Raw genomic sequence first — 23,062 nt, 5'->3', positions numbered from 1 at the left:
TTGAAAATGTCAGATCAAAATATAAATTCGCCTCAGCAAAATGGTGAATTACAACGAAGTCTATCCAATCGACATTTGCAGTTAATTGCAATTGGAGGCGCAATTGGAACAGGTTTGTTCATGGGCTCTGGGAAAACAATTAGCCTAGCTGGTCCTTCAATTCTTGTAATTTACATGATCATCGGTTTCATGGTTTTTTTAGTGATGCGAGCACTAGGCGAATTGTTGCTTTCAAATTTGCAATATAAGTCGTTTATAGATTTCGCCACGGATTTAATTGGACCATGGGCAGGTTACTTTGTGGGCTGGACCTACTGGCTGTGTTGGATCACCATCGGTATTGCAGATTTATCGGCGATCATTTATTACCTTCAGTTCTTCAATAATGGGATGCCTTTTAGCCCTGAAGAAGGGGTAATGATTAGCATCGCTGCAATCGTATTTATTATGGGATTGAATCTTGTTACAGTGAAACTGTTTGGTGAATTAGAATTCTGGTTTGCTTTAATCAAGATTATCGCAATTGTGGTTTTAATTGGCGTTGGCTTTTGGATGATATTTACAGGTTTCACTTCTACATCAGGTGAAATCGCAGCATTTAGCAATATTTGGTCAAACGGCGGGATCTTCCCAACAGGTGCAATCGGTTTCTTGGCAGGCTTCCAAATCGCAATTTTTGCTTTTGTGGGTGTAGAACTGGTGGGTACAACCGCAGCTGAAACTAAAGATCCTGAAACGAACTTGCCGAAAGCTGTCAACTCGATTCCTATTCGAATCATTATTTTCTATGTTTTGTCGTTGCTGGTGGTGATGTCGGTTACACCATGGAATAAGATTGATCCGAATATTTCCCCATTTGTAAACTTGTTTAGTCAAGCAGGTATTGCAGCCGCTGCTATTATTATGAATTTGGTTGTATTGTCTTCAGTGATGTCATCGATGAACAGTGGCGTATTCTCAACCAGCCGCATGCTGTTTGGCTTGTCGCGCGAGACTCAAGCTCCTGAAGCTTTTGGAAGACTGAATAAGCGAGCTGTGCCAGCGAATGCCTTGTATTTCTCAGCAGTATGTTTGTTACTAGGGGCAGCACTGCAATACTTCGTACCGAATACGGTGGAAGCATTTACTTTAGCGACAACACTTTCCACCATTTTATTTATTTGTGTATGGTTGATGATTATTTGGAGTTATGTGGTGTATTACAAAACACGCCCAGAACTTCATGCCAAATCGAAATTTAAACTACCAGGTGGATTGGTGACATGTGCGATTGTTGCTATATTCTTTGTTGGCATGATTGGAGTATTGGCTTTAGAAGATGATACTCGCCGTGCATTGATGGTGAGCCCGATTTGGTTTGTTATTCTGATCATTGGTTATTTTGGTTTTTATAAGAAAAAATAAAAACTTATAAATGATTTGCAATTTAGGTCAAAAGAAACGTCAGTAATTACTGGCGTTTTTTTATTTCTGTTATTAATCTGTTGCGTTAAATACTTTGGTGAATTAGATGATCAAGGTATACTTCTATAAATTTTACTGATAGGTGTAGGTATGCGTATTTTGATCGGAGTTATCAGTGCAGCCGTTGTTTCAATCTTGGCTGGATGTGGTCAGACTGGTGCATTACAACTACCCAGTGATCCAAACTATGACAAGCGAGCACAATATTTAATTTATAAAAACAATGATCGCCCAAGTCAGGATCAAGCTGAACCTAAAGCAGATGCTGCACCTACTCAAGATTAATATTCATTTATTTTTTTTCTCCAGCGCAATTTAGAAAGGATACATCCATGAGTTTCCCTCGCATTCAAGGGGTTTTGCACGCAGAACAATGTTCATTGGATCAACTTGCTCAGCAATTTGGTACACCACTTTATGTTTATTCAAAAGCAACTTTTGAAAAACATTATTTGGATATGGATCGTGCTTTTAACTTTATCGATCACCAAATTTGTTTTGCAGTGAAGTCAAACTCAAATATCGCAGTTCTAAATGTGTTGGCGAAACTTGGTTGCGGTTTTGATATCGTGACTGGAGGTGAATTAGCACGTGTTTTACGCGCAGGTGGTGACGCTTCTAAAATTGTCTTCTCTGGTTTGGGCAAGTCTGAAGCTGACATTCGTCAAGCATTAGAAGTGGGTATTGCTTGTTTTAATGTGGAATCATATGCAGAGCTTGACCGTATTCAAAAAGTTGCAGCAGAACTTAATGTAAAAGCTCCAATTTCACTTCGGGTAAATCCAGATGTTGATGCCAAAACACATCCATATATCTCGACTGGTCTTAAAGAAAATAAATTTGGTATTCCTTCTGATTCGGTATATGAAACTTATCAGTATGCAGCAAGTTTAAGTCACTTAGATATCGTAGGAATTGATTGTCATATTGGTTCACAATTGACTGAAACTCAACCTTTTGTTGATGCGCTAGATCGTGTAATGAACATGATTGAAGCATTGAAAAAATTAGGGATCAACCTCAAACATATTGATATTGGTGGTGGTCTTGGTGTGACTTATAAAAATGAAGTTCCACCGACAGTTGAAGAATATGCAAATGCTTTACGTCCTGCATTAGAAAAACTAGGTCTTAAAGTGTATATGGAGCCAGGGCGTAGTATTTCGGCGAATGCTGGCGTATTGGTGACGAAAGTTGATCTTTTAAAACCAACCAATCATCGCAATTTTGCAATTGTTGATGCAGCAATGAATGACTTGATTCGTCCTTCTTTGTACGAAGCTTGGATGGATATCCAAGAAGTTAATCAAAATTCGCAAACTGAGAAAAAAGTTTGGGATGTGGTTGGTGCGATCTGTGAAACAGGTGACTTCCTCGGTAAAGAGCGTGAACTTGCGATTCAAGCGAACGATCATTTAGCTGTTTTGGGTGCAGGTGCTTATGGTTTTGTGATGAGTTCAAATTACAACAGCCGAGGTCGTGCAGCAGAGGTGATGGTTGACGGTGATCAAGCACACTTAATTCGTCAACGCGAAACGATTGAGTCTCTGTGGGAACGTGAGTCCTTATTGCCTTAAGGAGACAATAGATGTTGCTAGAATTTACTAAAATGCATGGTCTAGGTAATGACTTCATGGTGGTTGATTTAATCAGCCAACGTGCTTATCTAGATCCTGTCATGATTCGCCGGTTGGCTGACCGTAATTTTGGCATTGGTTTTGATCAGTTATTAATTGTTGAAACACCAGACCATCCGAACGTTGATTTCAAATATCGCATTTTTAATGCGGATGGTTCTGAAGTTGAGCAATGTGGCAATGGGGTTCGTTGTTTTGCCAAATTTGTTCATGATCGTCATTTAACCAATAAAACTAAATTCAAAGTGCAAACAAAGGCGGGGATTGTCGAGCCTGAGTTGGGTGCGAATGGATGGGTTCGTGTGAACATGGGGTATCCGAAGTTCTTACCGAACCAAATCCCATTTTTAGCAGAAACGCCTGCTGCTTTATATGATTTAGCTTTAGCGGATAATGAGACGATCAGCATCGATGTGGTTAATATGGGAAATCCGCATGCAGTGACCATTGTGCCAGACGTGTTAACTGCTGATGTTGCTAAAATAGGCCCTCAAGTGGAATCTCACGAACGTTTTCCTGAGCGTGTAAATGCTGGATTTATGCAGATCGTTGATGAAAAACATGCTCGATTACGAGTTTTTGAACGTGGTGTGGGAGAAACATTAGCTTGTGGTACAGGTGCATGTGCTGCTGCTGTCTCAGGTATGCGCCGTGGTTTATTGTCTAGCAATGTGGAAATCGAACTTGCCGGCGGTAAATTGCTGATTGAATGGAAAGAGGGAGATGTGGTTTGGATGACTGGTCCAACTGCAACGGTCTATGAAGGTCGTTTGGATCTACGTTATTTTCAATAAAACTTATTTCCTGACTAAAAAGCCCTGAAATTCAGGGCTTTTTACTTTATGATTTGTTGGAATGCCCACGAGTATTGATGATTAGGCATCGATTCAATAGAGAGAAAACCAAATGCAATATGGCGCAATGCAATTGCTGTCAATGTGGTTGAAAGAGAGAAAGATTCAAAATCAATCTGAGCATACGCTTGAGGCGTATTTCCGTGATGTGTCTGGTTTTATTGACTTTTGTTATGAAAAGAAAATTGAATTAAATCAAGTTGAAGCATCTGATTTACGAGAATATATGGCTTATAAGGTTGAACAACATCAACTCAACAGTGCAAGTTTACAACGTCATTTAACAGCCATTCGTCAATTCATGAAATGGGCTGTGGAAGGGAAATATCTATCGAATAATCCCATTCATGATTTTAAGTTAAAAAGACAGCCAAGGCCTTTGCCGGGTATGGTTGATGTCGAAACGATTCAGCAAATTTTGGATCAACCTGCACCTGAATCCTCTCAAGATCATCTCTTGTGGTTAAGAGATAAAGCTATTTTGGAGCTGCTTTATTCAAGTGGTTTACGATTAGCCGAAGTACAAGGATTGAATATTCGAGATATCGATTTTACACGACAATTACTTCGAATTACGGGTAAGGGAAATAAAACTCGGGTTGTTCCTTTTGGTTTGAAAGCGAAAACGAGTTTAATCGAATGGCTTAAAGTCCATCGTATCTGGTGTGGGGAAATTGAGTTAGATTCCCCAGTTTTTATTACTAAAAAAGGGAGTCGATTGACGAATCGACAGATTGAAAATCGAGTCAAATTGCAAGCACAAAGAGCGGGCGTAAATGTGGATTTACATCCTCACTTACTGCGACACTGTTTTGCTAGTCATCTGCTTTCAAACAGTGGTGATTTACGAGCAGTTCAAGAAATGCTAGGTCATAGTAATTTATCTACGACACAAATTTATACTCAGTTAGATTTTGATCGTTTGGCTCAAGTCTATGATAAAGCTCACCCTAGAGCCCAAAAATCTTAATCCTCAGTATTAAGTATATTGAATATACTTAATACTGTACTGAATGATAAAGTTATCTGTTTAAAGTGCTGGTGTGTGTATAGGTATCATACGTGCGGGATTCACTTTTTGGAATGCGACTGCGATTTCAAATAAAGTCGGCTCATCAAATTCACGAGCAATAAACTCGATGTTAACATTCATAGGATAACTACTGCGACTTGAGTTGACTGATTTAGCAGGCATAGATAATGCAGGAAAACCACTAAACGGACTTAGGCGATTATTGGTACCTGTGGTCGGGCTACTTCCTAAATTACCAGCGAACCCAGTAATAGAAGGGTAGGCTAAAGCGTCGTATTGTACGCCTTTACGAGTACCATCTAGTTCAACATTATTTAAAGCGCTGTTCATGCGTAAGCGCACGAATGGACTTCTTTCAGTGGTGTTGCGCTCATAATTCTCAATATATGAAGCACTTGTTGGATCAGAATTATAGCCACTGAAGTTACGGATCATTAGTTCACTAGCGAGTAAATCTTCATACGATTGGTAAATACTTCTTGTGGTCTTTAGATATTCTGTAAGTGATATTTTAAATTCAGCACTTGAAAGACTCGAATAACGTGTCAAAATTGTATTTAGATCGCTTATTGTAACTATTTCTACAGTCGCTCCTGCCTCTTCAAGTTTAGTAATTGCGTTATCCATTGCTTCTTTAACGAGATTGTAGTCTTCTTTCTGTTGAGTGGTTGAACCTTCGGAAGGGTAAAGTGCTTGTACTATACCAATACGCTTTCCTTCAAGACTTACAGTGTCATGAGGAACGTAGCTATTCGGTTGATTAATCAATTCGCGGTAAGCAGACTCTGATTTTAGAAGAGGAGAAGTGCGTGCAAATTCACTACGTTGATTTGAACTTAATGAGCTATCGAATCCGATCATTGCATCCATTAATTTTGCACAGTCAATAGCTTGTCTACACATTGGTCCAGCAGTATCTTGAGTTGGTGCCAGTGGAATAATTCCATCTTGGCTCAAAAGACGTAAAGATGGTCGTAAACCGACAAGACCCTGTACTGATGAAGGCACACGAATTGACCCTCCCGTATCAGTTCCTATTCCCACCATTGCAAAACTTGCAGATATGGCAGCGCCAGTTCCTGATGATGAACCACCTGGGCCTTTACTTAAGTCATACACATTTTTAGTTTGATCACCTAGAGTTGATTTTCCACCAAAGCCGAAAGCGAACTCATCAAGATTGGCTTTTCCTAAAATGATTCCGCCATTTTCTTTGATATTTTTTATGATATAGGCATCATCATGTGGAAAATTATCTTTTAATGCTACAGAACCTGCTGTGTTCGCCATATCTACAGCATCAATATTGTCTTTAGCGAGTACAGTGACACAGTGAAGAGGTCCTGAAAGTTTCGAATTTTTTGCAAATTGTTGGTCGAGCACTTCTGCTTCTTTAAGTGCATTTGGGTTTAAAGAAATAATGCTATTGAGCTCTGGACCTTGTCGATCGTAAGCTGATATACGATTTAAATATCCTTGCACAACATCAACACAAGATGAACCTTTGCTTAAAATCGAGTTATGCAAATCACTAATGGTTGCTTCTACAGGATTAAACGGGACAGGAGGCGGCGTGTTAGAATTATTTGTGCTACTTTCATTGTCACCACAGGCTGTTAAGAAAGTTGCTATCGTGACAACAAGCAGAGTTTTTTTAAATGTGATCATGTGCATTCCCCAGATTAAGTTCAAACTGGTTAAGCAATGAATGTGCCACTCTAAAAATGAATGAAATTTACAGTTTTATGCTCCAGAAAATAGCTAATAACCATTGATATAAATAAAATGCGTTAATTTAATGCGAATAAAATTATTTGAAAAATAATGTATTGTTGGGATTGAGCTTTTGAAAGCTGCGCTTTTAAAAATAATTTTCCCTTGAACTTTAGCTTAAATTTTTCGAATTGAATTTTTTTAATACGATTTTTAAGGTATAACTTTAATAGATGGATTTAAGTTGTATACAAATTAAAAAATATTTTGCAGGAATGATTAGGTCAAGCCATGATTGACAATATTGATCAAAAGTATCAGCAACTCTCTTCAGCACAAAAAGACATTTTTGCAGGTTATGGTTTACGTCAGGTGAAACATTTTGTGGAAATCAATTTACCGATGATTGAGGCCGCTCTCCCCAACAATGCCTATGTGCAGGGTATTAATACTGAAGGAAAAATCCAAGCGATTGATCCAATAGCATCTAAGACTTATTTGTGGATTTCTGATCAGCAATGGCAAGAAAGACCTATTGCAGATCAAGGAGTTGATTTGAAAGAAGACTTTATTGAAGTTTGGAAAATTTTTGAACTAGAACAATATCCTATTATTGAATTGAGTCACGTCCATCGTGATTACTTGGCGGCGCTCAATCAAGTTTGAAAAAAATCATTTAAAAAACAGGGCTAATAATTTTAGCTCTGTTACTTTATAGAAAATTAAATTTACCCGTTTCCAACAACTCAATACATAAATATAAAATTATTGATTAAATAACGTTCAATTTTGTTTCATATATTTATTCTGCTCATTCGATTCAGTCAAATTCTTTACACTTGTCTAATAATTTTGAATTTTTTTGGAGAGGGGTAAATGATTAAATTTCATGAAAATAATATCCATGCCGCCATTTTTGATATGGATGGCACAATGTTTGATACGGAGCGACTTCGTTTTCAAACGTTGAAGCAAGCATCATTAGAACTCATTGGTGTCGAATTTACAGACGCCTATTTATTATCTTGTTTGGGTTTAAGTGCTCGTAGTGCCGAAAAACTGGCAAATCAGCAATATGGTCAAGAAGTACCGTATGCGGAAATCAGAAAGCGAGCAGATCAGCTAGAACTTGAGCATGTAAGAAAATACGGAGTGCCGATTAAATTTGGACTCATGCAAGTTCTTGAACGTTTAAGAAAGTCCAATCTGAAAATGGCAGTAGCAACTTCGAGTCGACGTGAAATAGCTGAAGAGTATTTAATCAATGCCAATGTATATAAGTTTTTCGACATTATCGTATGCGGCGATGAGGTTGATAATGGAAAACCACACCCAGAAATTTTCTTAAAAGCTGCTGAGCAACTGAACATTGATCCAACTTTATGTTTAATGTTTGAAGACTCAGAAAATGGAGTGATGTCGGCGTTTGAAGCGGGTGGATTAACGGTATTACTTCAAGATATCAAAGAACCTAATTCAACCATGCTCGAAAAAGCGAATTTCTTTTACGAAAGCATGCATGATTTTCTGGAAGATTTGAATCAATTTACACCAAAATTAAAAATGCCTGCTCTATTTGACTCTTTTCCTCAGACTTTAAATCAGCATGTCGTGGGGATACATGGTTTTGGGGCAATAGGTGGTGGCTATATTGCCCAAGTATTGTCTCATTGGGATGGATATACTCGACCAAAACAAATCTATGCTTCAACTCGGAATTCACTCTATAGAAATAGTGTGAATACTTTTGGTGGTTACAGTATTCGTTATGGGCAACACTCTCATGACGAGCGAATAGACAATATAACCGTCATAGATGCATCAAATATTGAAATGATGCAGCACATGTATATTGAATCAAGTTTAATTGCACTGTGTTTACCTGAAAAGGCAATCGAGCAAGAGGCTAAAACCATTGCTCAAGGGTTGTATGCGCGTTATATCCATTTTGAAGAACAGTTGAATCCTCTAACAGTTTTAATTGTTTTAAACAAAGTAGGCGCAAAATCATTAATTGAACAACAGATTTGTAGTGCTTTGCATGAAATTACGGATGCGAAGACAGTCAATATCATCATGTCGCAGCACTATTTTTGCGATACAGTAGTCAATCGAATGGTAGCTAAAATTACAGATCAAAAACTATTTAGACAGTTAAAAATCAAATACAATATTTTTAGACATGTGCAGCATGAGCATGATTTAGACGTGACGGATGTGGATGAAGGGACGCGTTTAAATGCTGAACAAGAACAATTGGCTACTCAGTATATTGACGATCTATACGAAAAATTCAAATCGGCGCATATTCTACAAAATCTAGAATTGATCTTATTTCATGCCGAAACAGATATGCCACTTTATGTGGAAAATAACAGTCCTTTATTGGCAAAAATGCGCCAAATGATTCTGGTTGAAGAGATTGAAGAGATACAGTTAATCAAAAATCGCATGTGGAATGGTGTGCATGCAATGACAGCATGGGCTGCAAGTTTTCGACAATATGAAACGATCGGGATTGCACTGTCTGATGAGCAAATTTCTAAATTTATGTTGGCAGTACTCCATGAAGTTAAAGTTGGATTAAAGGATCTACTACCACATCGAAAAGAAAATTTAGAACTATTGGCAAAGAGTTTTATCGACTCTTGTGAGACGGCTTATAAAGACCCATGTGATCGAGTGGCGCGAGACCCATATCGTAAGTTAGGTTTTGGTGAGCGGGTACTATCTTCATTGGCATACAATTTTCAACGTGGTAAGCCTTATCAGGAAATTTTCAAAGGGCTTGTATTGGGTTATGCATACGTTATATTGAAGCAAAATCAACGACTTGAAGGTGTGATTCGATATTTTGCGCAGCAACTTAGTCAAACTGAATTGGAGCTTGAGGATCAATTGTATTTACAGGAAGAGCTGAAACGAAGACTCAAAATTTGTGATCCTAAATTGAGTGAATCAGTGGATCAGCATGTACTTTTAGAAAAAATTTTGAATGAAAAAATCGAGGTTGAAAAAACTTAAAGCATTGAAGATTTAACTTTTTAACTTGATCAAAATGGATAATCGGTCCGATCTGAAAAGTCAGTCGGATCGATTGCTTAATGGTATTAAATTGATTGCAGGGGCAGTTGATAGCTTTGTTTAATGATTTGACTGGGTAAATCCGTTTTCACACTGGTAATCCCATTTTTTTTGGTTAAGTGTTCTGACTGAAATTTACGATAGTTCTCCAAATCAGGTACGACAACTTTTAACATCGCATCACATTCGCCCAAAATAATATAGCACTCCATGACTTGAGGGAGTTCTTTCATCGCTTCAATAAAAGTATCGATGGTTTCAGCGTCTTGTCCCACCAACCAAATACGCGAAAATAGAATAAGTTGTAATCCGATTTTTTGAGGATCAACAATGGTTGTGTATTGCTGGATGACTCCAGCATCTTCGAGAATTTTTACGCGTCTTAAACAAGAGGATGGTGATAAGCCAATCTCTTTGGCTAAATCATTATTTTGAATTCGACCGTTGGTTTGAAGTTCATGAATGATACTTTTATCGATACGATCTAATTTAACTGAAATTGATTTAGATATTATTTTCATATATTGGAATTAAATTCTAAAAATTAAAGAATAAATAGAATATTTGAAATCCTATTTTATGTAAATTCGAAGATACTTTTTTTTCATTTTCATTAATGATGGAAGAAAGAAAATGTCTACCTATTGGTTATTTGCTTTGACAGTTATCCCTCTTATTTTTACGCCTGGTCCGGATATGTTATTTATTCTGTCACAGGTAATGGGTAAAAATGCGAAAGCAGGCGTTATGGCGACTTTAGGGGTGTGTTTGGGTTATTTCGTCCATTCTTTTTTAGTCGTTGTGGGTATTGCGGCTATCATTATTTCTTTCCCTATTATTTTTGAAACGATCAAATGGTTAGGAATCTGTTATTTGCTTTATTTGGCATTTAATTTGATTCGATCTGCGCTTAATCACAAAAATATTGAAATTAAACAAAGTCAGGTCATTAGTCCGATTCGACGCGGTTTTATAACATCCTTACTTAATCCTAAAGGTATGCTTATTTATTTTGCGATTTTGCCTCAATTTATTAACCAGCATACCTCTTCGATTATGGGACAGGGGATTGTCTTATCCCTAATCTTCATTGGATTATGCTTAATTATTTATTCATCATTGAGTTTTGTATTTGCATTTTTGACACAGAAAACAGGGATAAATGAAAAACGTCAAAAATGGATTGATGGTGGTTCGGGAGTGATGCTTTCATTGGCAGCAACATGGCTCATTGTGAATTAACATTAAAAAAGCGCAAACTAATGTTTGCGCTTTCTATTCAAATAGAATTAACTTTGGTTAAATTATACTCAAAAAGAATAGCTGTTATTGTAATTTTTGCTGTCTGTTATGACATTTTTTACCTCAAATTTGGTGACTCACGCCAACGCTTTTCAACGTAAAATAAGAGTCTACAGCATCAATTCAACTGATGTAGTTAATAAATTAAAAAAATATTAAAAATCAAAGTTTAATTTTTTACAAAAATATTGAAAAGCTGACAAATTTATTAACAAAATAATTTTGTGAACGCTCCGTTCAACGAAAATTACGCTTTTTTACAGCAGTTTTGTGAATTGTGACTTGACCGAAATGCCAAACACATTGCAAGATAGGACACCTAAAAATTTTAAATGAAGAGTTATTATAACTTTTCTGAATATTTACTTCTGTTAAAACAGCCGAGGATTACATGAAGGCTCTTGTTGCTGTAAAACGTGTGGTTGATGCCAACGTTAAAGTTCGCGTAAAGCCGGACAATAGTGGGGTTGACCTTACTAACGTTAAAATGTCAATTAACCCATTCTGTGAAATCGCAGTGGAAGAAGCGGTTCGCTTAAAAGAAAAAGGAACTGTTTCAGAAATCGTTGTTGTTTCTATTGGTCCTAAAGAAGCGCAAGAACAAATCCGTTCTGCAATGGCGCTTGGTGCAGACCGCGGTATCCTAGTTGAAGCTGATGATAGCCAACTTGGTGCTTTAGAAGTTGCGAAGATTCTTAAAGGCGTTGTAGACGCTGAACAGCCACAACTTATCCTTCTTGGTAAACAAGCAATTGATGACGACTCTAACCAAGTTGGTCAGATGCTTGGTGCATTACTTGGTGCTGGTCAAGGTACATTTGCTTCAGAAGTTAAAGTTGAAGGCGATAAAGTACAAGTGACTCGTGAAATCGACGGTGGTTTACAAACTGTTGAACTAGCACTTCCAGCGATCATTACGACTGACTTACGTTTGAATGAGCCACGTTATGCTGCTCTACCAAACATCATGAAAGCACGTAAGAAACCGCTTGATACTAAATCTCCTGCAGATTTTGGTGTTAATCCTGCAACTAAGCTTAAGACTGTTAAAGTTGAAGCGCCTGCTGAACGTAAAGCTGGTGTTCAAGTGAAGTCTGTTGATGAGCTTGTTGAAAAACTAAAAAATGAAGCGAAAGTGATCTAATACAGAAGGATAAAAATCATGAGTATTTTAGTAATCGCTGAGCACGACAACAAAGCACTTAACGGTGCAACTTTAAACGTTGTAGCTGCGGCTCAAAAAATCGGTGGTGATATCACTGTATTAGTTGCTGGTTCAGGCGCTCAAGCAGTTGCTGATGAAGCTGCTAAAGTTGCTGGTGTAAGCAAAGTTCTTTTAGCTGACGATGCTGCATATGCAAACCAATTGGCTGAAAATGTAGCGAAGCTTGTTGCTTCAATTGGTACAGGTTATTCACACATTCTTGCGGCGTCTACAACGACGGGCAAAAACGTACTTCCACGTGCTGCAGCACTTCTTGATGTAAGTATGATTACTGACATTATTGCAGTTGATGGTCCTAAAACTTTCAAGCGTCCAATCTATGCTGGTAACGCGATTGCAACTGTAGAGTCTGGTGAATCAGTTGTTGTTGGTACAGTTCGTGGTACAGCGTTTGATGCAGTTGCTGCTGAAGGTGGATCTGCTGCGGTTGAAGCTGCAACTTCTACTGGTGATGCGGGTATTTCTAAGTTCGTATCTGAAGAAATCGTAAAATCAGAACGTCCAGAATTAACAGCAGCTCGCATTGTTGTATCTGGTGGACGTGGTGTAGGTTCTGGTGAGAACTACCATAAAGTACTTGATCCATTAGCTGATAAGCTTGGTGCAGCTCAAGGTGCATCTCGTGCAGCAGTAGATGCTGGTTTCGTTCCAAACGATATGCAAGTTGGTCAAACGGGTAAAATCGTTGCGCCAGACCTTTATATTGCTGTAGGTATCTCTGGTGCGATTCAGCACTTGGCAGGTATGAAAGATTCTAAGGTGATCGTTGCGATCAACAAAGATGAAGAAGCTCCAATTAATGCAGTAGCTGACTACTGGTTAGTAGGTGACTTAAATACAGTGGTTCCAGAATTAGTTTCTAAAATCTAATTCAGCATTGCTGTACGAATGCTCTGATCGAGTAATGATTCATTTCATTTTACTTGGTCAGGGCATTTTTATATTTAATCATAAAAAAATCTCATAAAACAAAATTATAGATTATTCTCATCAAGGGATCAGAATTTACCGTTTTATATGTTTTTTGTAATTGTGATATGATTCGCCATCATTTTTTAAGCTCATTCATACTTTCAATGTATTAATGAGGGAGTTTGTGTTTTGCTGGTCGACACCCGAATAACATTACCGCTTGTTCTAATCGCGGTCTCATGTTTAATTTTTCCATTATTTAATCAAGTCCATTTCAATGTGTTTGGTATGGAAGACGTGCGTCTGATTGAAAATTTACAGGCTCTTTTATTGTTGTCCTTTGCAGTTATTAGCTATTTTTACATAAAGCCTTTACAGCTTAGAGAAGGTAAGAAGGAGTTTTGGCTTTGGGCTGTTTGCTGGTGGGTTTTATTGTTTGGTCGTAGTACCAGTTGGGGGCGAGATTATTTCCCTGATGTCCCAAAAATCTATTTTCGAGGTATCTCAATTGTATTGATTGGGTCTGTGGTTTTTCCACTATTGAACCAAAAATTACGCACAGAGATTGTGAACAAGTTTAAGACAGCTATTATCCCAGTTTGGGCCTTGGTTTTGGCTGTGATTGGGCTCGTTGTTTCTGATGCGATAGAGCATCATCGCTTTATAGGGATGCTCCTGCTCACAGAAAATAGTAATGAAAGCTTACTCGAAGAGCTGTATGAGTTTCCGTTGATTTTAAGCTTATTTGCAATTTCTTTTAGTTTAATGAAAGCGGACAAGCGCGAACTTCATCATTGAAGAATATTCATGTATTTATAAAGATCCTTACGAGGATCTTTTTTATGTATAAGTAGCAAAAAAGTGATTTTTATCATTCATTTTAGGGCAATACTGTTTAAGAATTTTGTGTTGAAAATTTAGTCATTTTTATGAATAAAATTAAACAGATCATCCATAAAATTTAGGGACAAAAATACGGATTTGTGCTATAATTTTCGGCTGAGTTTTAGAATTTAGCTCCATAGATTTTGGGCTAATTTTTTGCAAGATTGATTATATAAATCGAGCAGTTTCTTCAAGCTGTTTGTAATAAGGAGTATGCATGAGCGTATCGGAAATTCGACCGATTGCCATTGAGGATGAACTGAAGAGCTCATATCTCGACTATGCTATGAGTGTCATTGTCTCTCGTGCACTACCAGACGTTAGAGATGGTTTAAAGCCAGTTCATCGCCGTGTTCTTTATGCGATGCATGAGCTTGGAAATGATTATAACAAAGCTTACAAAAAATCAGCGCGTGTCGTTGGTGATGTAATCGGTAAATACCACCCTCATGGTGACTCTGCTGTATACGAAACAATCGTTCGTATGGCACAAGATTTCAGTTTACGTTATCAGTTGGTTGATGGTCAGGGTAACTTCGGCTCTGTTGATGGTGACAGTGCAGCAGCGATGCGTTATACCGAAGTGCGTATGCGTAAATTAACGCATGAACTGTTAGCTGATTTAGAAAAAGATACAGTAGAGTGGGAAGATAACTACGACGGTTCAGAGCGTATCCCACAAGTTATGCCAACTCGTGTGCCAAATTTACTCATTAATGGTGTCACGGGTATTGCTGTAGGTATGGCAACCAATATGGCGCCGCATAATATGACTGAAGTGGTCAATGCGTGCTTAGCCTATGCCAATAATCCGAATATCAGTATTGAAGGATTGATGGAACATATTTCGGGTCCAGACTTTCCTACAGGCGGCATCATCTACGGTAAATCGGGTATTGTTGATGCTTACCGTACTGGTAAAGGTCGTTTATTTATTCGTGGTAAGTATCATTTAGAAGAAGACCAAAAAACAGGTCGTACGACGATTGTATTCACTGAAATTCCATATCAAGTGAACAAAGCAAAAACGATTGAACGTATTGCTGAACTTGTGAAAGAGAAGAAGCTCGAAGGTATTTCAGAGTTACGCGACGAATCTGATAAAGAAGGGATGCGTATTGCAATTGACTTAAAGCGTGGCGAAAACGCTGAAGTAATTGTTAATAATTTATTCCAAAATACTCAGCTTCAAAATTCATTCAGTATTAATATGGTTTGCTTGGATAATGGCCAGCCAAAGCTGATGAATTTAAAAGACATCATTGCTGCTTTCATTCGCCATCGTCAAGAAGTTGTAACACGTCGTACGATGTTCGAATTACGTAAAGCGCGTGAACGTGGTCATATCTTGGAAGGTTTAACGGTTGCTTTAGCAAATATTGATGCCATCATCGAAACCATTAAAACCTCTGCGAATCCGCAAGAAGCACGTGAACGTTTGCAAGCAGGGGAATGGTCTGCAGGTGGTGTAGTTGCTTTATTGGAAAAAGCAGGTTCAGTTTCTGTTCGCCCAGATGAGATTGAGGGTGAAGATCCTAATAAACCGTTTGGATTATCTGGCAATATTTATCGTCTCTCGCCGACTCAAGTGGGTGCAATTTTAGAATTACGTTTGCATCGTTTAACTGGTTTAGAACAAGATAAGCTGCATGCAGAATATTCTGAAATTTTGGCACAAATTGCGGAGTTGACAGCAATTCTTAATGATTTTGAATTGTTGATGAACGTGATTCGTGAAGAGCTTGCACTTATTCTTCAGCAATACGGTGATGAGCGTCGTACTGCGATTGTAGAATCTCGTGTAGATTTCTCTCGTGAGGATTTAATTCCAGAAGAACAAGTTGTTTTAACCGTTTCTCAATCAGGCTATGCGAAAACACAGCCACTTTCTGATTATGCTGCGCAACGTCGTGGTGGGCGTGGTAAATCAGCAACGTCTATGAAAGAAGATGATTACATTCAACATTTGATTGTGACATCTAACCATGCAACAGTTTTATGCTTTACCAATGTTGGCAAAGTCTATCGCTTAAAAGTTTTTGAAGTGCCTCAAGCTTCTCGTGGTGCAAAAGGTCGTCCTATGGTGAACTTATTGCCATTAGATGAAAATGAGACAATTACTGCTATTCTGCCAGTGATTGATGCACCGAAGAAATTTAAAGAACGTCTAGCCGATTTCCGTCAGTTTGTTAAATCTCATCAAGCTCAATTACAGCAAAACGAAATCATTGCTGCACACTATGATGCATTAGAAAAATCATTTGCTGATCTAGCAGATGGTGACGATCTATCGGACGAATTGCGTACACATCTGAAAGAGTTAGGAGTTGAATTATCAACTACAGATCTTGATGATGAAGTAGTAGTTGAATTTGCTGAGCTTGCAGAAAACTTACGTAAAAACTTCTATGTCTTTATGGCAACTGAATACGGTACGATCAAGCGAGTTGAACTTGAGCAGTTCTCTAATGTACGTTCAAATGGTTTACGTGCAATCGAGTTAGCTGGAGATGACCGTTTAATTGGTGTTGCGATTACTGACGGTGAACAACAAATTATGTTGTTCTCGAATGAAGGTAAAGCGATTCGATTTGCAGAAACTGATGTACGTGCAATGGGTCGTTCTGCGAAAGGTGTACGTGGTATGCGTGTCACCATTGGATTGGCTCAAGCGGAAGAAATTGAAGACAATGATGTAGATTCAGAAGATGAAGATACGGATTCTAATTTCTTAAGCCGTATTGTTTCATTAGTTGTTGTCCCGGCAACAGGTGAAGTGCTATGTGCTTCAGCTAATGGTTACGGTAAGCGTACGCCAGTGGATGACTTCCCGACCAAGAAACGTGGTGGTAAAGGCGTCATTGCGATCAAGACATCTGATCGTAATGGTGAGCTGGTTGGTGCCGTAGCGATCGATGTCAGTAAAGAAGTCATGCTGATTTCTGATGGTGGTACGCTAGTACGTACTCGTGCATCTGAAATTGCTCAGACGGGTCGTAATGCACAAGGTGTACGTTTAATCCGCTTAGGTGAAAACGAGACATTGGTTGGTGTTGAAGCGATTGAAGCTGTTGAGGAAGATGATTTTATAGAATCAGTTGAAGGTGAAGAGGCTTCAATTGAATCTAATGAATCAGTAGATACTCAAGAAATTGATACGACTGATAGCGATGAAAAATCTACAGATGAATAATTTGTAGGAATTAAAAAAGGACGCTGAAGCGTCCTTTTTTAATTAACAATAGTCTAAAAAAGAATTTTAATTAAAAATGAAACTTAAATTTAATTATAGCTTGCTGATTGTAATAGCACTGTTTATAACAGCATGTAGTAAACCCTTTCATTTCAGCTGAATGAAGGAGAGAGGGGAATCTGAGGAATATTGTTCATAAACAAAACATTCAGCTGTAAATACTGATGCGCTTTATGATGCAGTTCGAGATAAAAATAATGAAATGGTTGTTGAAATTGTAGATCAAGATATAAAAGATGGATTTTTATTACACAGTCATTTTAAAAGAGTCAGCTATGAATGGTATGGTGAGATGTTTTAATTGTTCGCATGAAATGAAAGACAATACAACGAAATAGTCATAATAAATTTTGTCAGATTGAGAGCTGTTGTAGTGAGCGATTTAAACTTACTAACTACGGTGTCTCTCAAAATATAGTAAACATAAATCTCTGATAAATGTAGAGCTTATTGAAAAAATAGCTTTAGTGTGAAAACAAGATTGAAATTATTTAAGTTGAATATACTGCAAGCTATGGTTATCTGTGGTTAAATGCCATCATTTTATTGTGTTTCACTCTGAAAGGAAAAATCATGCGCGCGTACAACTTCTGTGCTGGTCCTGCTGCATTACCTACTGCTGTATTAGAAAAAGCTCAAGCTGAGATGCTTGATTGGCAGGGTAAGGGCCTATCAATCATGGAAATGAGTCATCGTAGTGCAGACTACGTCGCTGTTGCTGAAAAAGCAGAAGCAGACTTACGCAAGTTGATGAATATTCCTGAGAACTACAAAGTGCTTTTCTTACAGGGTGGTGCTTCTCTACAATTCTCTGCGATTCCATTGAATCTATTAGGGAAAAATAACAAAGCAGATTATATCCATACTGGCATTTGGTCTGAAAAAGCTTTAAAAGAAGCAAAACGTTATGGCGAAATTAACGTGATCGAAGCTGGTATTAAAGATGCAGATGGTAATCTTGCAATTTCTGATCAAAGTACATGGAATTTATCTGCTGATGCTGCCTATGTTCATTATGCAGATAACGAAACGATTGGTGGTATTCAATTTAAAAATATCCCAACTACGGATAAACCACTGGTTGCAGATTTATCTTCTAGTATTTTGTCGGCACCAATTGATGTTTCAAAATTCGGTCTTATTTACGCGGGTGCGCAAAAAAATATCGGTCCTGCTGGTTTAACATTGGTAATCATTCGCGATGATTTATTAGATCAAGCAAAAGAAGAAATTCCGAGCATCTTGAAGTATTCAGCGCAAGCGAAGAACGATTCTATGGTGAATACACCTTCTACTTATGCTTGGTATTTATCAGGCTTAGTATTTGAATGGTTGCTTGAACAGGGTGGTGTAGAGGCAATTCATCAAGTGAACCAGCAAAAAGCTGAATTATTGTATGGTTATATTGATTCAAGTGACTTCTATGCAAATCCAATTGCGAAAGAATATCGTTCAATTATGAATGTGCCATTTACATTGGCGAAGCCTGAACTTGAAAAGCAATTCCTGAAAGAAGCAGAGGAAAATAATTTATTAAATCTTGCAGGACATCGTTCAGTAGGTGGTATGCGTGCGAGTATTTACAATGCAGTGCCACTTGAAGGTGTACAAGCTCTTGTGAAATTTATGGATGATTTTGCGAAGCGTAACGCTTAAAATCAGTTCGTAAAAAAGCCTGTCATATGACAGGCTTTTTTATGTGTCTAAAACGTAGATGAAAGTAATCAACGCTAATTTATTAAAATGCTGGAATAAGATTGGTAAAGTGGAAAATAAAAGCAGCGAGGAAAACACCTAAGAAAAAGAAACAGTAAGCACCCTTGTCTACACGAATACGAGGGCGTGCTTGTTCCATTAAGCCTGTTGATTGTTCCGGTATAATTTTCATCTAGGAGCCTAAATATTACTTTATAGTTAAATCCTATTTATTTGATGTATTTTTAGCATAAATATTCGCCTGAATCCATATATTTCCACGAATATATTGACCAATTTCGAAATTTTTATAATTCTCATCCTTAGTCGCGATACGAATAAGTGTAGCAGGTTGGTTTTCTTCCAAAATAAGTGTTACATCATAAAGTTGATAAAATTGATCGTTGAACTGCATTTGGGTCTTGCCAACCACTTTTCCTTGGAACCAGGCCTCATCTTCCTGACCCATGGTTTCACCGTACAAGTAAGCCACCATTTTCGAAAAATCGACCGTTACAGGTTCTTTATCGGCATCTGATTTAGGTTCCCAAGCATCAATCAGCTGCTGTAAATTATCTGGCGCTACACCATTGTGTTCACTCAAAATTTCATTTAAAGCACGATGGTGTTTAATTGAAGCTGGATCATCCACAACAATTTGTTCTTGATCAGCAACTTTTTCTAGCTCATAAGCCCACGCATTTAATTGGACTTTATAAGATTGATTTTTTTGGTATTGAATTTGGTTAACACTGTATAAGCTATCAAAAGCATAAACCACACTATTATCACTAACTTTTAATTGTAACACTGCTTGCGTGTTGGACTTACATGTAATGATGCGTTCAATCGTCGCGTTCAACGTATAAGGACTATCAAAAGTAGGGAAGGCTGTTTTGACTGCTTTAGGTTTATTGTCTTCTACAGCAATGACTTGAACCAATTGGATAGGTTGTTGTTTAGGTCCTTGAATTAGCCAAACATTCGGATCCATATCTTGTTCTTCAGCACAAATCCCCATCGGCATGACAGGTGCATTTAGTGCTTCACTCAACCATTTTGGAACCTGAACAGTCGGATCATCAGTTAACAGCGCCCAATGTTCTACATGGCTACCAAAGCTTTGATCTTCTATCGTAATAATTTCAGGTTTGTTTTGATTGTTCATATGCTCATTCTAAGATTGAGTGAATTACTTTATGTAATATCGAGGATAATTGATATTTTTCAAGTCTTGAATTGTTTTTTCTTTATGCAATCCAAAAGTTTAACGTGGCATAAATGAAAAAGAGCACCTAAGTGCTCTATGGGAATCATGAGTTAGAACTTAAATGTAACATCTGCAATGAATTGACGACCGATTTCAGGACTTGGTGTTGGTGTCACTGAGGATGTATTGGAAGAAAAATACTCATTTTTACGGTTAAGTACATTATTAATGGTTAAACCAAAAATAGTTTGCGTATTCTTTGAACTCGGTATTGTGTAGGTAGTACGCATATCCCAATTCAAAGCATTTTTCGTTTTGTATGCAGTGTAAGTGTCATATTTCATACCATCGAGTTCATAGACGAATTCAGTTTTACTGGTACTCAGGGTTTTTTTCATACCTGGTGTCCCTGCACGATAGCTAAGATAATGATTAATATTTAAAGGAATATTATTAAAACCAATATTCCAATCTAGTCTAACTGTCCATGGAGTATTGAAATTATCAGTGGGTTTATCTTCAGCATTAATCAGTTTGCCATCATAATAAATTTGTGATGTACCTGTGTAGTAGTTGCTTTCATAGCTATCAAAATTACGATTTGTATCTGTCATATCGGCATTTAGGCTTAAATAATGCACAGAATTTTTAAATACAAGTCGTTTAATATTTTTTAAAGAGAAAGTTAATATTTCAGCTTCAGATTTTCCTGAGTTGTTATAAGACTTATTACCTTGCTGCTGGCGTAATTGGTCTTTGTTCTCTCGCTGAACATATTTTAAACCAGTATTGATGTTCCAAATATTGGTGTTAAAAGCAAATACAGATTCATCTGAAAACGGCGTATCCAGCTCTGACCTTGATTTGAAGGATGGCATAAACGTCGGGTCGAGTTCCCAATCTTCAGAAAGACTATTTCTCTTAAATTTTGTCTGTAATCGACCTCGTTGAGCTTGTAATTCGTTGGCGAATGCGTTTAAACCATAATAGCGATTCCAACCAGCCGTGATAAATAATTGATCATTGCCAAATGGCTTCAAAACAAATGAACTACGAGGTGCAATATTGGTGTTTTGAGTCAGTGAATCATAATCAGCTCGTAAGCCTAAACTAGATTGAATAAATGGATTAACATAAATTGAATCTTCGAGATATGCATGCCAACGATCTTGGCGTACATTGATTTGTCCTGCATCATATTTAAATCGTTGCGTTAAATATTGCCCGTCAATTGAATTGCCTTCGTCACAAGCATCATAACGACGACCATCAGAAGCGTAACAGTTTAAGTTTTCAATATTTTTGGAAGAGATAGTAGTTGTGTAATAATTATTAGAAACTTCAGGTCTTTCCCAATACGCTTCATAATGACCATAACCTGCACCCATTTTGAATTGGTGTGATGAGTTCGCAAAGTTTATTGGTTCAAATAGGGCTTTGATTGAGTATTCGAGTTTTTTTTCTTCTTGTGATAATGAACCATAGTTTCCATAAGATTGCGTACTTAAATTAGGATTCCAATTCTTTGTTGAAGATCGAGCCCACACATACGCATCCTGCTCTGCCTTTCGCGAGTTTTTTTGTGTTTGATAATTAAGTTGTTGTTCTAACCGAACAGCATTTAATTTATTTTTTAAATTGATATAAATACTTTGACTATCAGATATTTGCGTGTTTTCTGAGTTTAAAAATGTAGCATTGAAGTACTCACCTTTATTTTCAAATAGCTGAGTTCCTATTTTTAATGAGGTTTTATCTGAAGGTGTATAGAAGAGTTCGACACCATAATTGCTCGCAGCACGTGTTTGGTCTAATTCTGCTGGCTCAATAAAATTCGTTTTTAATGGAATTAAGGAATGTCGAAAAGAGCCAAAAGCATTGAAACCTAATTGGTCTGTGAGATTACCATACAGTGTTGCACTGACTCCTTGTTTAGTAAAGAAAGGTTGATTTTTTTCACTGTTGGAGGTTTCAAATTCCTGTTGGCTTTCTGGATTAGGAAAGTTGATTTTAGACCAAGAATCAGATGTATAATCATAGGTAATATTACCGTGAATTTTGCCTATCTCAGTTTTTGGTGCGCAGGTTTCTGCACTCACTACACCGCCAGTAAATTCACCATATTCAGCGCTCACATTGCTATCAAGCAGTTTAATATTACAAATCAGGTCTGCATTGACTGCAACAGCTTGACTAGAGCCGAGTAGTTCATTATTTGAGTTCGATGTTGTTGCACCCACAGGGTTAATATTATTGTTGATGCTCATCCCATTGATTAGAAATTTATTTTCATAGGGTAAACCGCCATTGATGCTAATTTCGGCTGGGCTAAGTTCACCTTGTTGTAAGCCACTTTTAAAATTATTACCAAATTGCACATTAGGATTTACTTTTAAAAAATCAGTAATGTTCTTAGAACTATTGGGTGTCTTGTCTAAGTCATCCTTCGTATAAAGGTTTTTTCCAACTTCTTGTTGCTCAGTTGCATTCGTTACAATTGTATTGAGTTTGATTGAATCATCATTAGCTGTTGAATTTATTTCTGTTTCATTTGCACAAACTGTAGTTGAGAGAATCGTAAGAATGGCTAAATTTAATTTTGAGCGTACAAATGACATGATTTAACATTGAGAGAATAAAAACGATAGCGATTATCATTTAATAATACTTATTTCACAATATTAATGATAATAATTATCAATACTATATTACGATTAACATAATATAAAAAAGCGATAGTTAAAAATTGGAACAAAAAGCCCCAATACTTTTCAATTAAGATCAATCCACAGGAT

Annotated in this window: 18 protein-coding genes; 13 read left to right on the top strand and 5 right to left on the bottom strand. The window is 37.4% G+C overall.

Features of this window, described 5'->3' with window-relative positions:
* The first annotated feature begins 6 nt into the window (after positions 1 to 6).
* The 5 genes from AC1M86_RS01810 (at position 7) to AC1M86_RS01790 (ending at position 4,925) form a co-directional block, all read left to right on the top strand.
* Positions 7 to 1,404 (top strand): amino acid permease, encoded by a 1,398-nt coding sequence (locus tag AC1M86_RS01810; protein ID WP_481607108.1) that lies wholly within the window; start codon positions 7 to 9, stop codon positions 1,402 to 1,404.
* Between the two features lie 150 nt (positions 1,405 to 1,554).
* Complete coding sequence (gene lptM, locus AC1M86_RS01805) at positions 1,555 to 1,749, top strand: LPS translocon maturation chaperone LptM (protein ID WP_092765967.1); 195 nt, start codon at positions 1,555 to 1,557, stop codon at positions 1,747 to 1,749.
* 47 nt (positions 1,750 to 1,796) lie between these two features.
* Positions 1,797 to 3,041 carry a diaminopimelate decarboxylase gene (gene lysA / locus AC1M86_RS01800; RefSeq protein ID WP_481607107.1) on the top strand — a complete coding sequence of 415 codons (1,245 nt, stop codon included), beginning with the start codon at positions 1,797 to 1,799 and terminating at the stop codon, positions 3,039 to 3,041.
* An 11-nt stretch (positions 3,042 to 3,052) separates the two neighbouring features.
* Positions 3,053 to 3,895: a diaminopimelate epimerase gene (gene dapF, locus AC1M86_RS01795; protein ID WP_481607106.1), complete on the top strand. Its 843-nt coding sequence runs from the start codon at positions 3,053 to 3,055 to the stop codon at positions 3,893 to 3,895.
* Between the two features lie 112 nt (positions 3,896 to 4,007).
* On the top strand, positions 4,008 to 4,925 hold the full coding sequence (locus AC1M86_RS01790) for a tyrosine recombinase XerC (protein ID WP_481607105.1): 918 nt from the start codon (positions 4,008 to 4,010) through the stop codon (positions 4,923 to 4,925).
* A gap of 60 nt (positions 4,926 to 4,985) precedes the next feature.
* Here AC1M86_RS01790 and AC1M86_RS01785 read toward each other — a convergent pair whose 3' ends face one another.
* Positions 4,986 to 6,656 carry an amidase gene (locus AC1M86_RS01785; protein ID WP_481607104.1) on the bottom strand — a complete coding sequence of 557 codons (1,671 nt, stop codon included), beginning with the start codon at positions 6,654 to 6,656 and terminating at the stop codon, positions 4,986 to 4,988.
* Between the two features lie 336 nt (positions 6,657 to 6,992).
* Here AC1M86_RS01785 and AC1M86_RS01780 point away from each other — a divergent pair, with 336 nt between their 5' ends.
* Together AC1M86_RS01780 and mtlD are read left to right on the top strand one after the other, a co-directional pair.
* Positions 6,993 to 7,367, top strand: a complete 375-nt coding sequence (locus tag AC1M86_RS01780) for a hypothetical protein (RefSeq protein WP_481588525.1) — start codon at positions 6,993 to 6,995, stop codon at positions 7,365 to 7,367.
* A gap of 210 nt (positions 7,368 to 7,577) precedes the next feature.
* Entirely contained in the window at positions 7,578 to 9,725 is a 2,148-nt protein-coding gene (gene mtlD / locus AC1M86_RS01775; RefSeq protein WP_481607103.1) for a bifunctional mannitol-1-phosphate dehydrogenase/phosphatase, read from the top strand.
* Positions 9,726 to 9,811: 86 nt separating this feature from the next.
* Here mtlD and AC1M86_RS01770 read toward each other — a convergent pair whose 3' ends face one another.
* Positions 9,812 to 10,306: an Lrp/AsnC family transcriptional regulator gene (locus AC1M86_RS01770; RefSeq protein ID WP_092765973.1), complete on the bottom strand. Its 495-nt coding sequence runs from the start codon at positions 10,304 to 10,306 to the stop codon at positions 9,812 to 9,814.
* Between the two features lie 112 nt (positions 10,307 to 10,418).
* On the opposite strand from AC1M86_RS01770, the gene AC1M86_RS01765 reads away from it, so the two are divergent.
* From AC1M86_RS01765 to serC, 6 genes are all read left to right on the top strand, one after another.
* Positions 10,419 to 11,027, top strand: coding sequence for a LysE family translocator (locus AC1M86_RS01765; protein ID WP_035266421.1), 609 nt, complete (start codon positions 10,419 to 10,421; stop codon positions 11,025 to 11,027).
* Positions 11,028 to 11,478: 451 nt separating this feature from the next.
* Positions 11,479 to 12,231 carry an electron transfer flavoprotein subunit beta/FixA family protein gene (locus tag AC1M86_RS01760; protein ID WP_035266425.1) on the top strand — a complete coding sequence of 251 codons (753 nt, stop codon included), beginning with the start codon at positions 11,479 to 11,481 and terminating at the stop codon, positions 12,229 to 12,231.
* A gap of 18 nt (positions 12,232 to 12,249) precedes the next feature.
* A complete protein-coding gene (locus AC1M86_RS01755) occupies positions 12,250 to 13,182 on the top strand; it encodes an FAD-binding protein (RefSeq protein WP_092765976.1) in 933 nt (310 codons plus the stop codon).
* A gap of 231 nt (positions 13,183 to 13,413) precedes the next feature.
* Positions 13,414 to 14,022 (top strand): hypothetical protein, encoded by a 609-nt coding sequence (locus tag AC1M86_RS01750; protein ID WP_035266431.1) that lies wholly within the window; start codon positions 13,414 to 13,416, stop codon positions 14,020 to 14,022.
* 304 nt (positions 14,023 to 14,326) lie between these two features.
* A complete protein-coding gene (gene gyrA, locus AC1M86_RS01745) occupies positions 14,327 to 17,302 on the top strand; it encodes a DNA gyrase subunit A (protein WP_092765977.1) in 2,976 nt (991 codons plus the stop codon).
* Positions 17,303 to 17,935: 633 nt separating this feature from the next.
* Complete coding sequence (gene serC, locus AC1M86_RS01740; RefSeq protein WP_092765978.1) at positions 17,936 to 19,018, top strand: 3-phosphoserine/phosphohydroxythreonine transaminase; 1,083 nt, start codon at positions 17,936 to 17,938, stop codon at positions 19,016 to 19,018.
* Between the two features lie 82 nt (positions 19,019 to 19,100).
* Here serC and AC1M86_RS01735 read toward each other — a convergent pair whose 3' ends face one another.
* From AC1M86_RS01735 to AC1M86_RS01725, 3 genes are all read right to left on the bottom strand, one after another.
* Positions 19,101 to 19,250: a hypothetical protein gene (locus AC1M86_RS01735; RefSeq protein WP_171076764.1), complete on the bottom strand. Its 150-nt coding sequence runs from the start codon at positions 19,248 to 19,250 to the stop codon at positions 19,101 to 19,103.
* Between the two features lie 33 nt (positions 19,251 to 19,283).
* Positions 19,284 to 20,225, bottom strand: a complete 942-nt coding sequence (locus AC1M86_RS01730) for a hypothetical protein (protein WP_035266435.1) — start codon at positions 20,223 to 20,225, stop codon at positions 19,284 to 19,286.
* A 152-nt stretch (positions 20,226 to 20,377) separates the two neighbouring features.
* Positions 20,378 to 22,885, bottom strand: a complete 2,508-nt coding sequence (locus AC1M86_RS01725) for a TonB-dependent receptor (protein WP_481607102.1) — start codon at positions 22,883 to 22,885, stop codon at positions 20,378 to 20,380.
* Positions 22,886 to 23,062: the final 177 nt, after the last annotated feature.

The organism is Acinetobacter sp. ANC_7654 (assembly GCF_056779855.1).
This window is presented reverse-complemented; position numbering and strand designations above follow the sequence as displayed.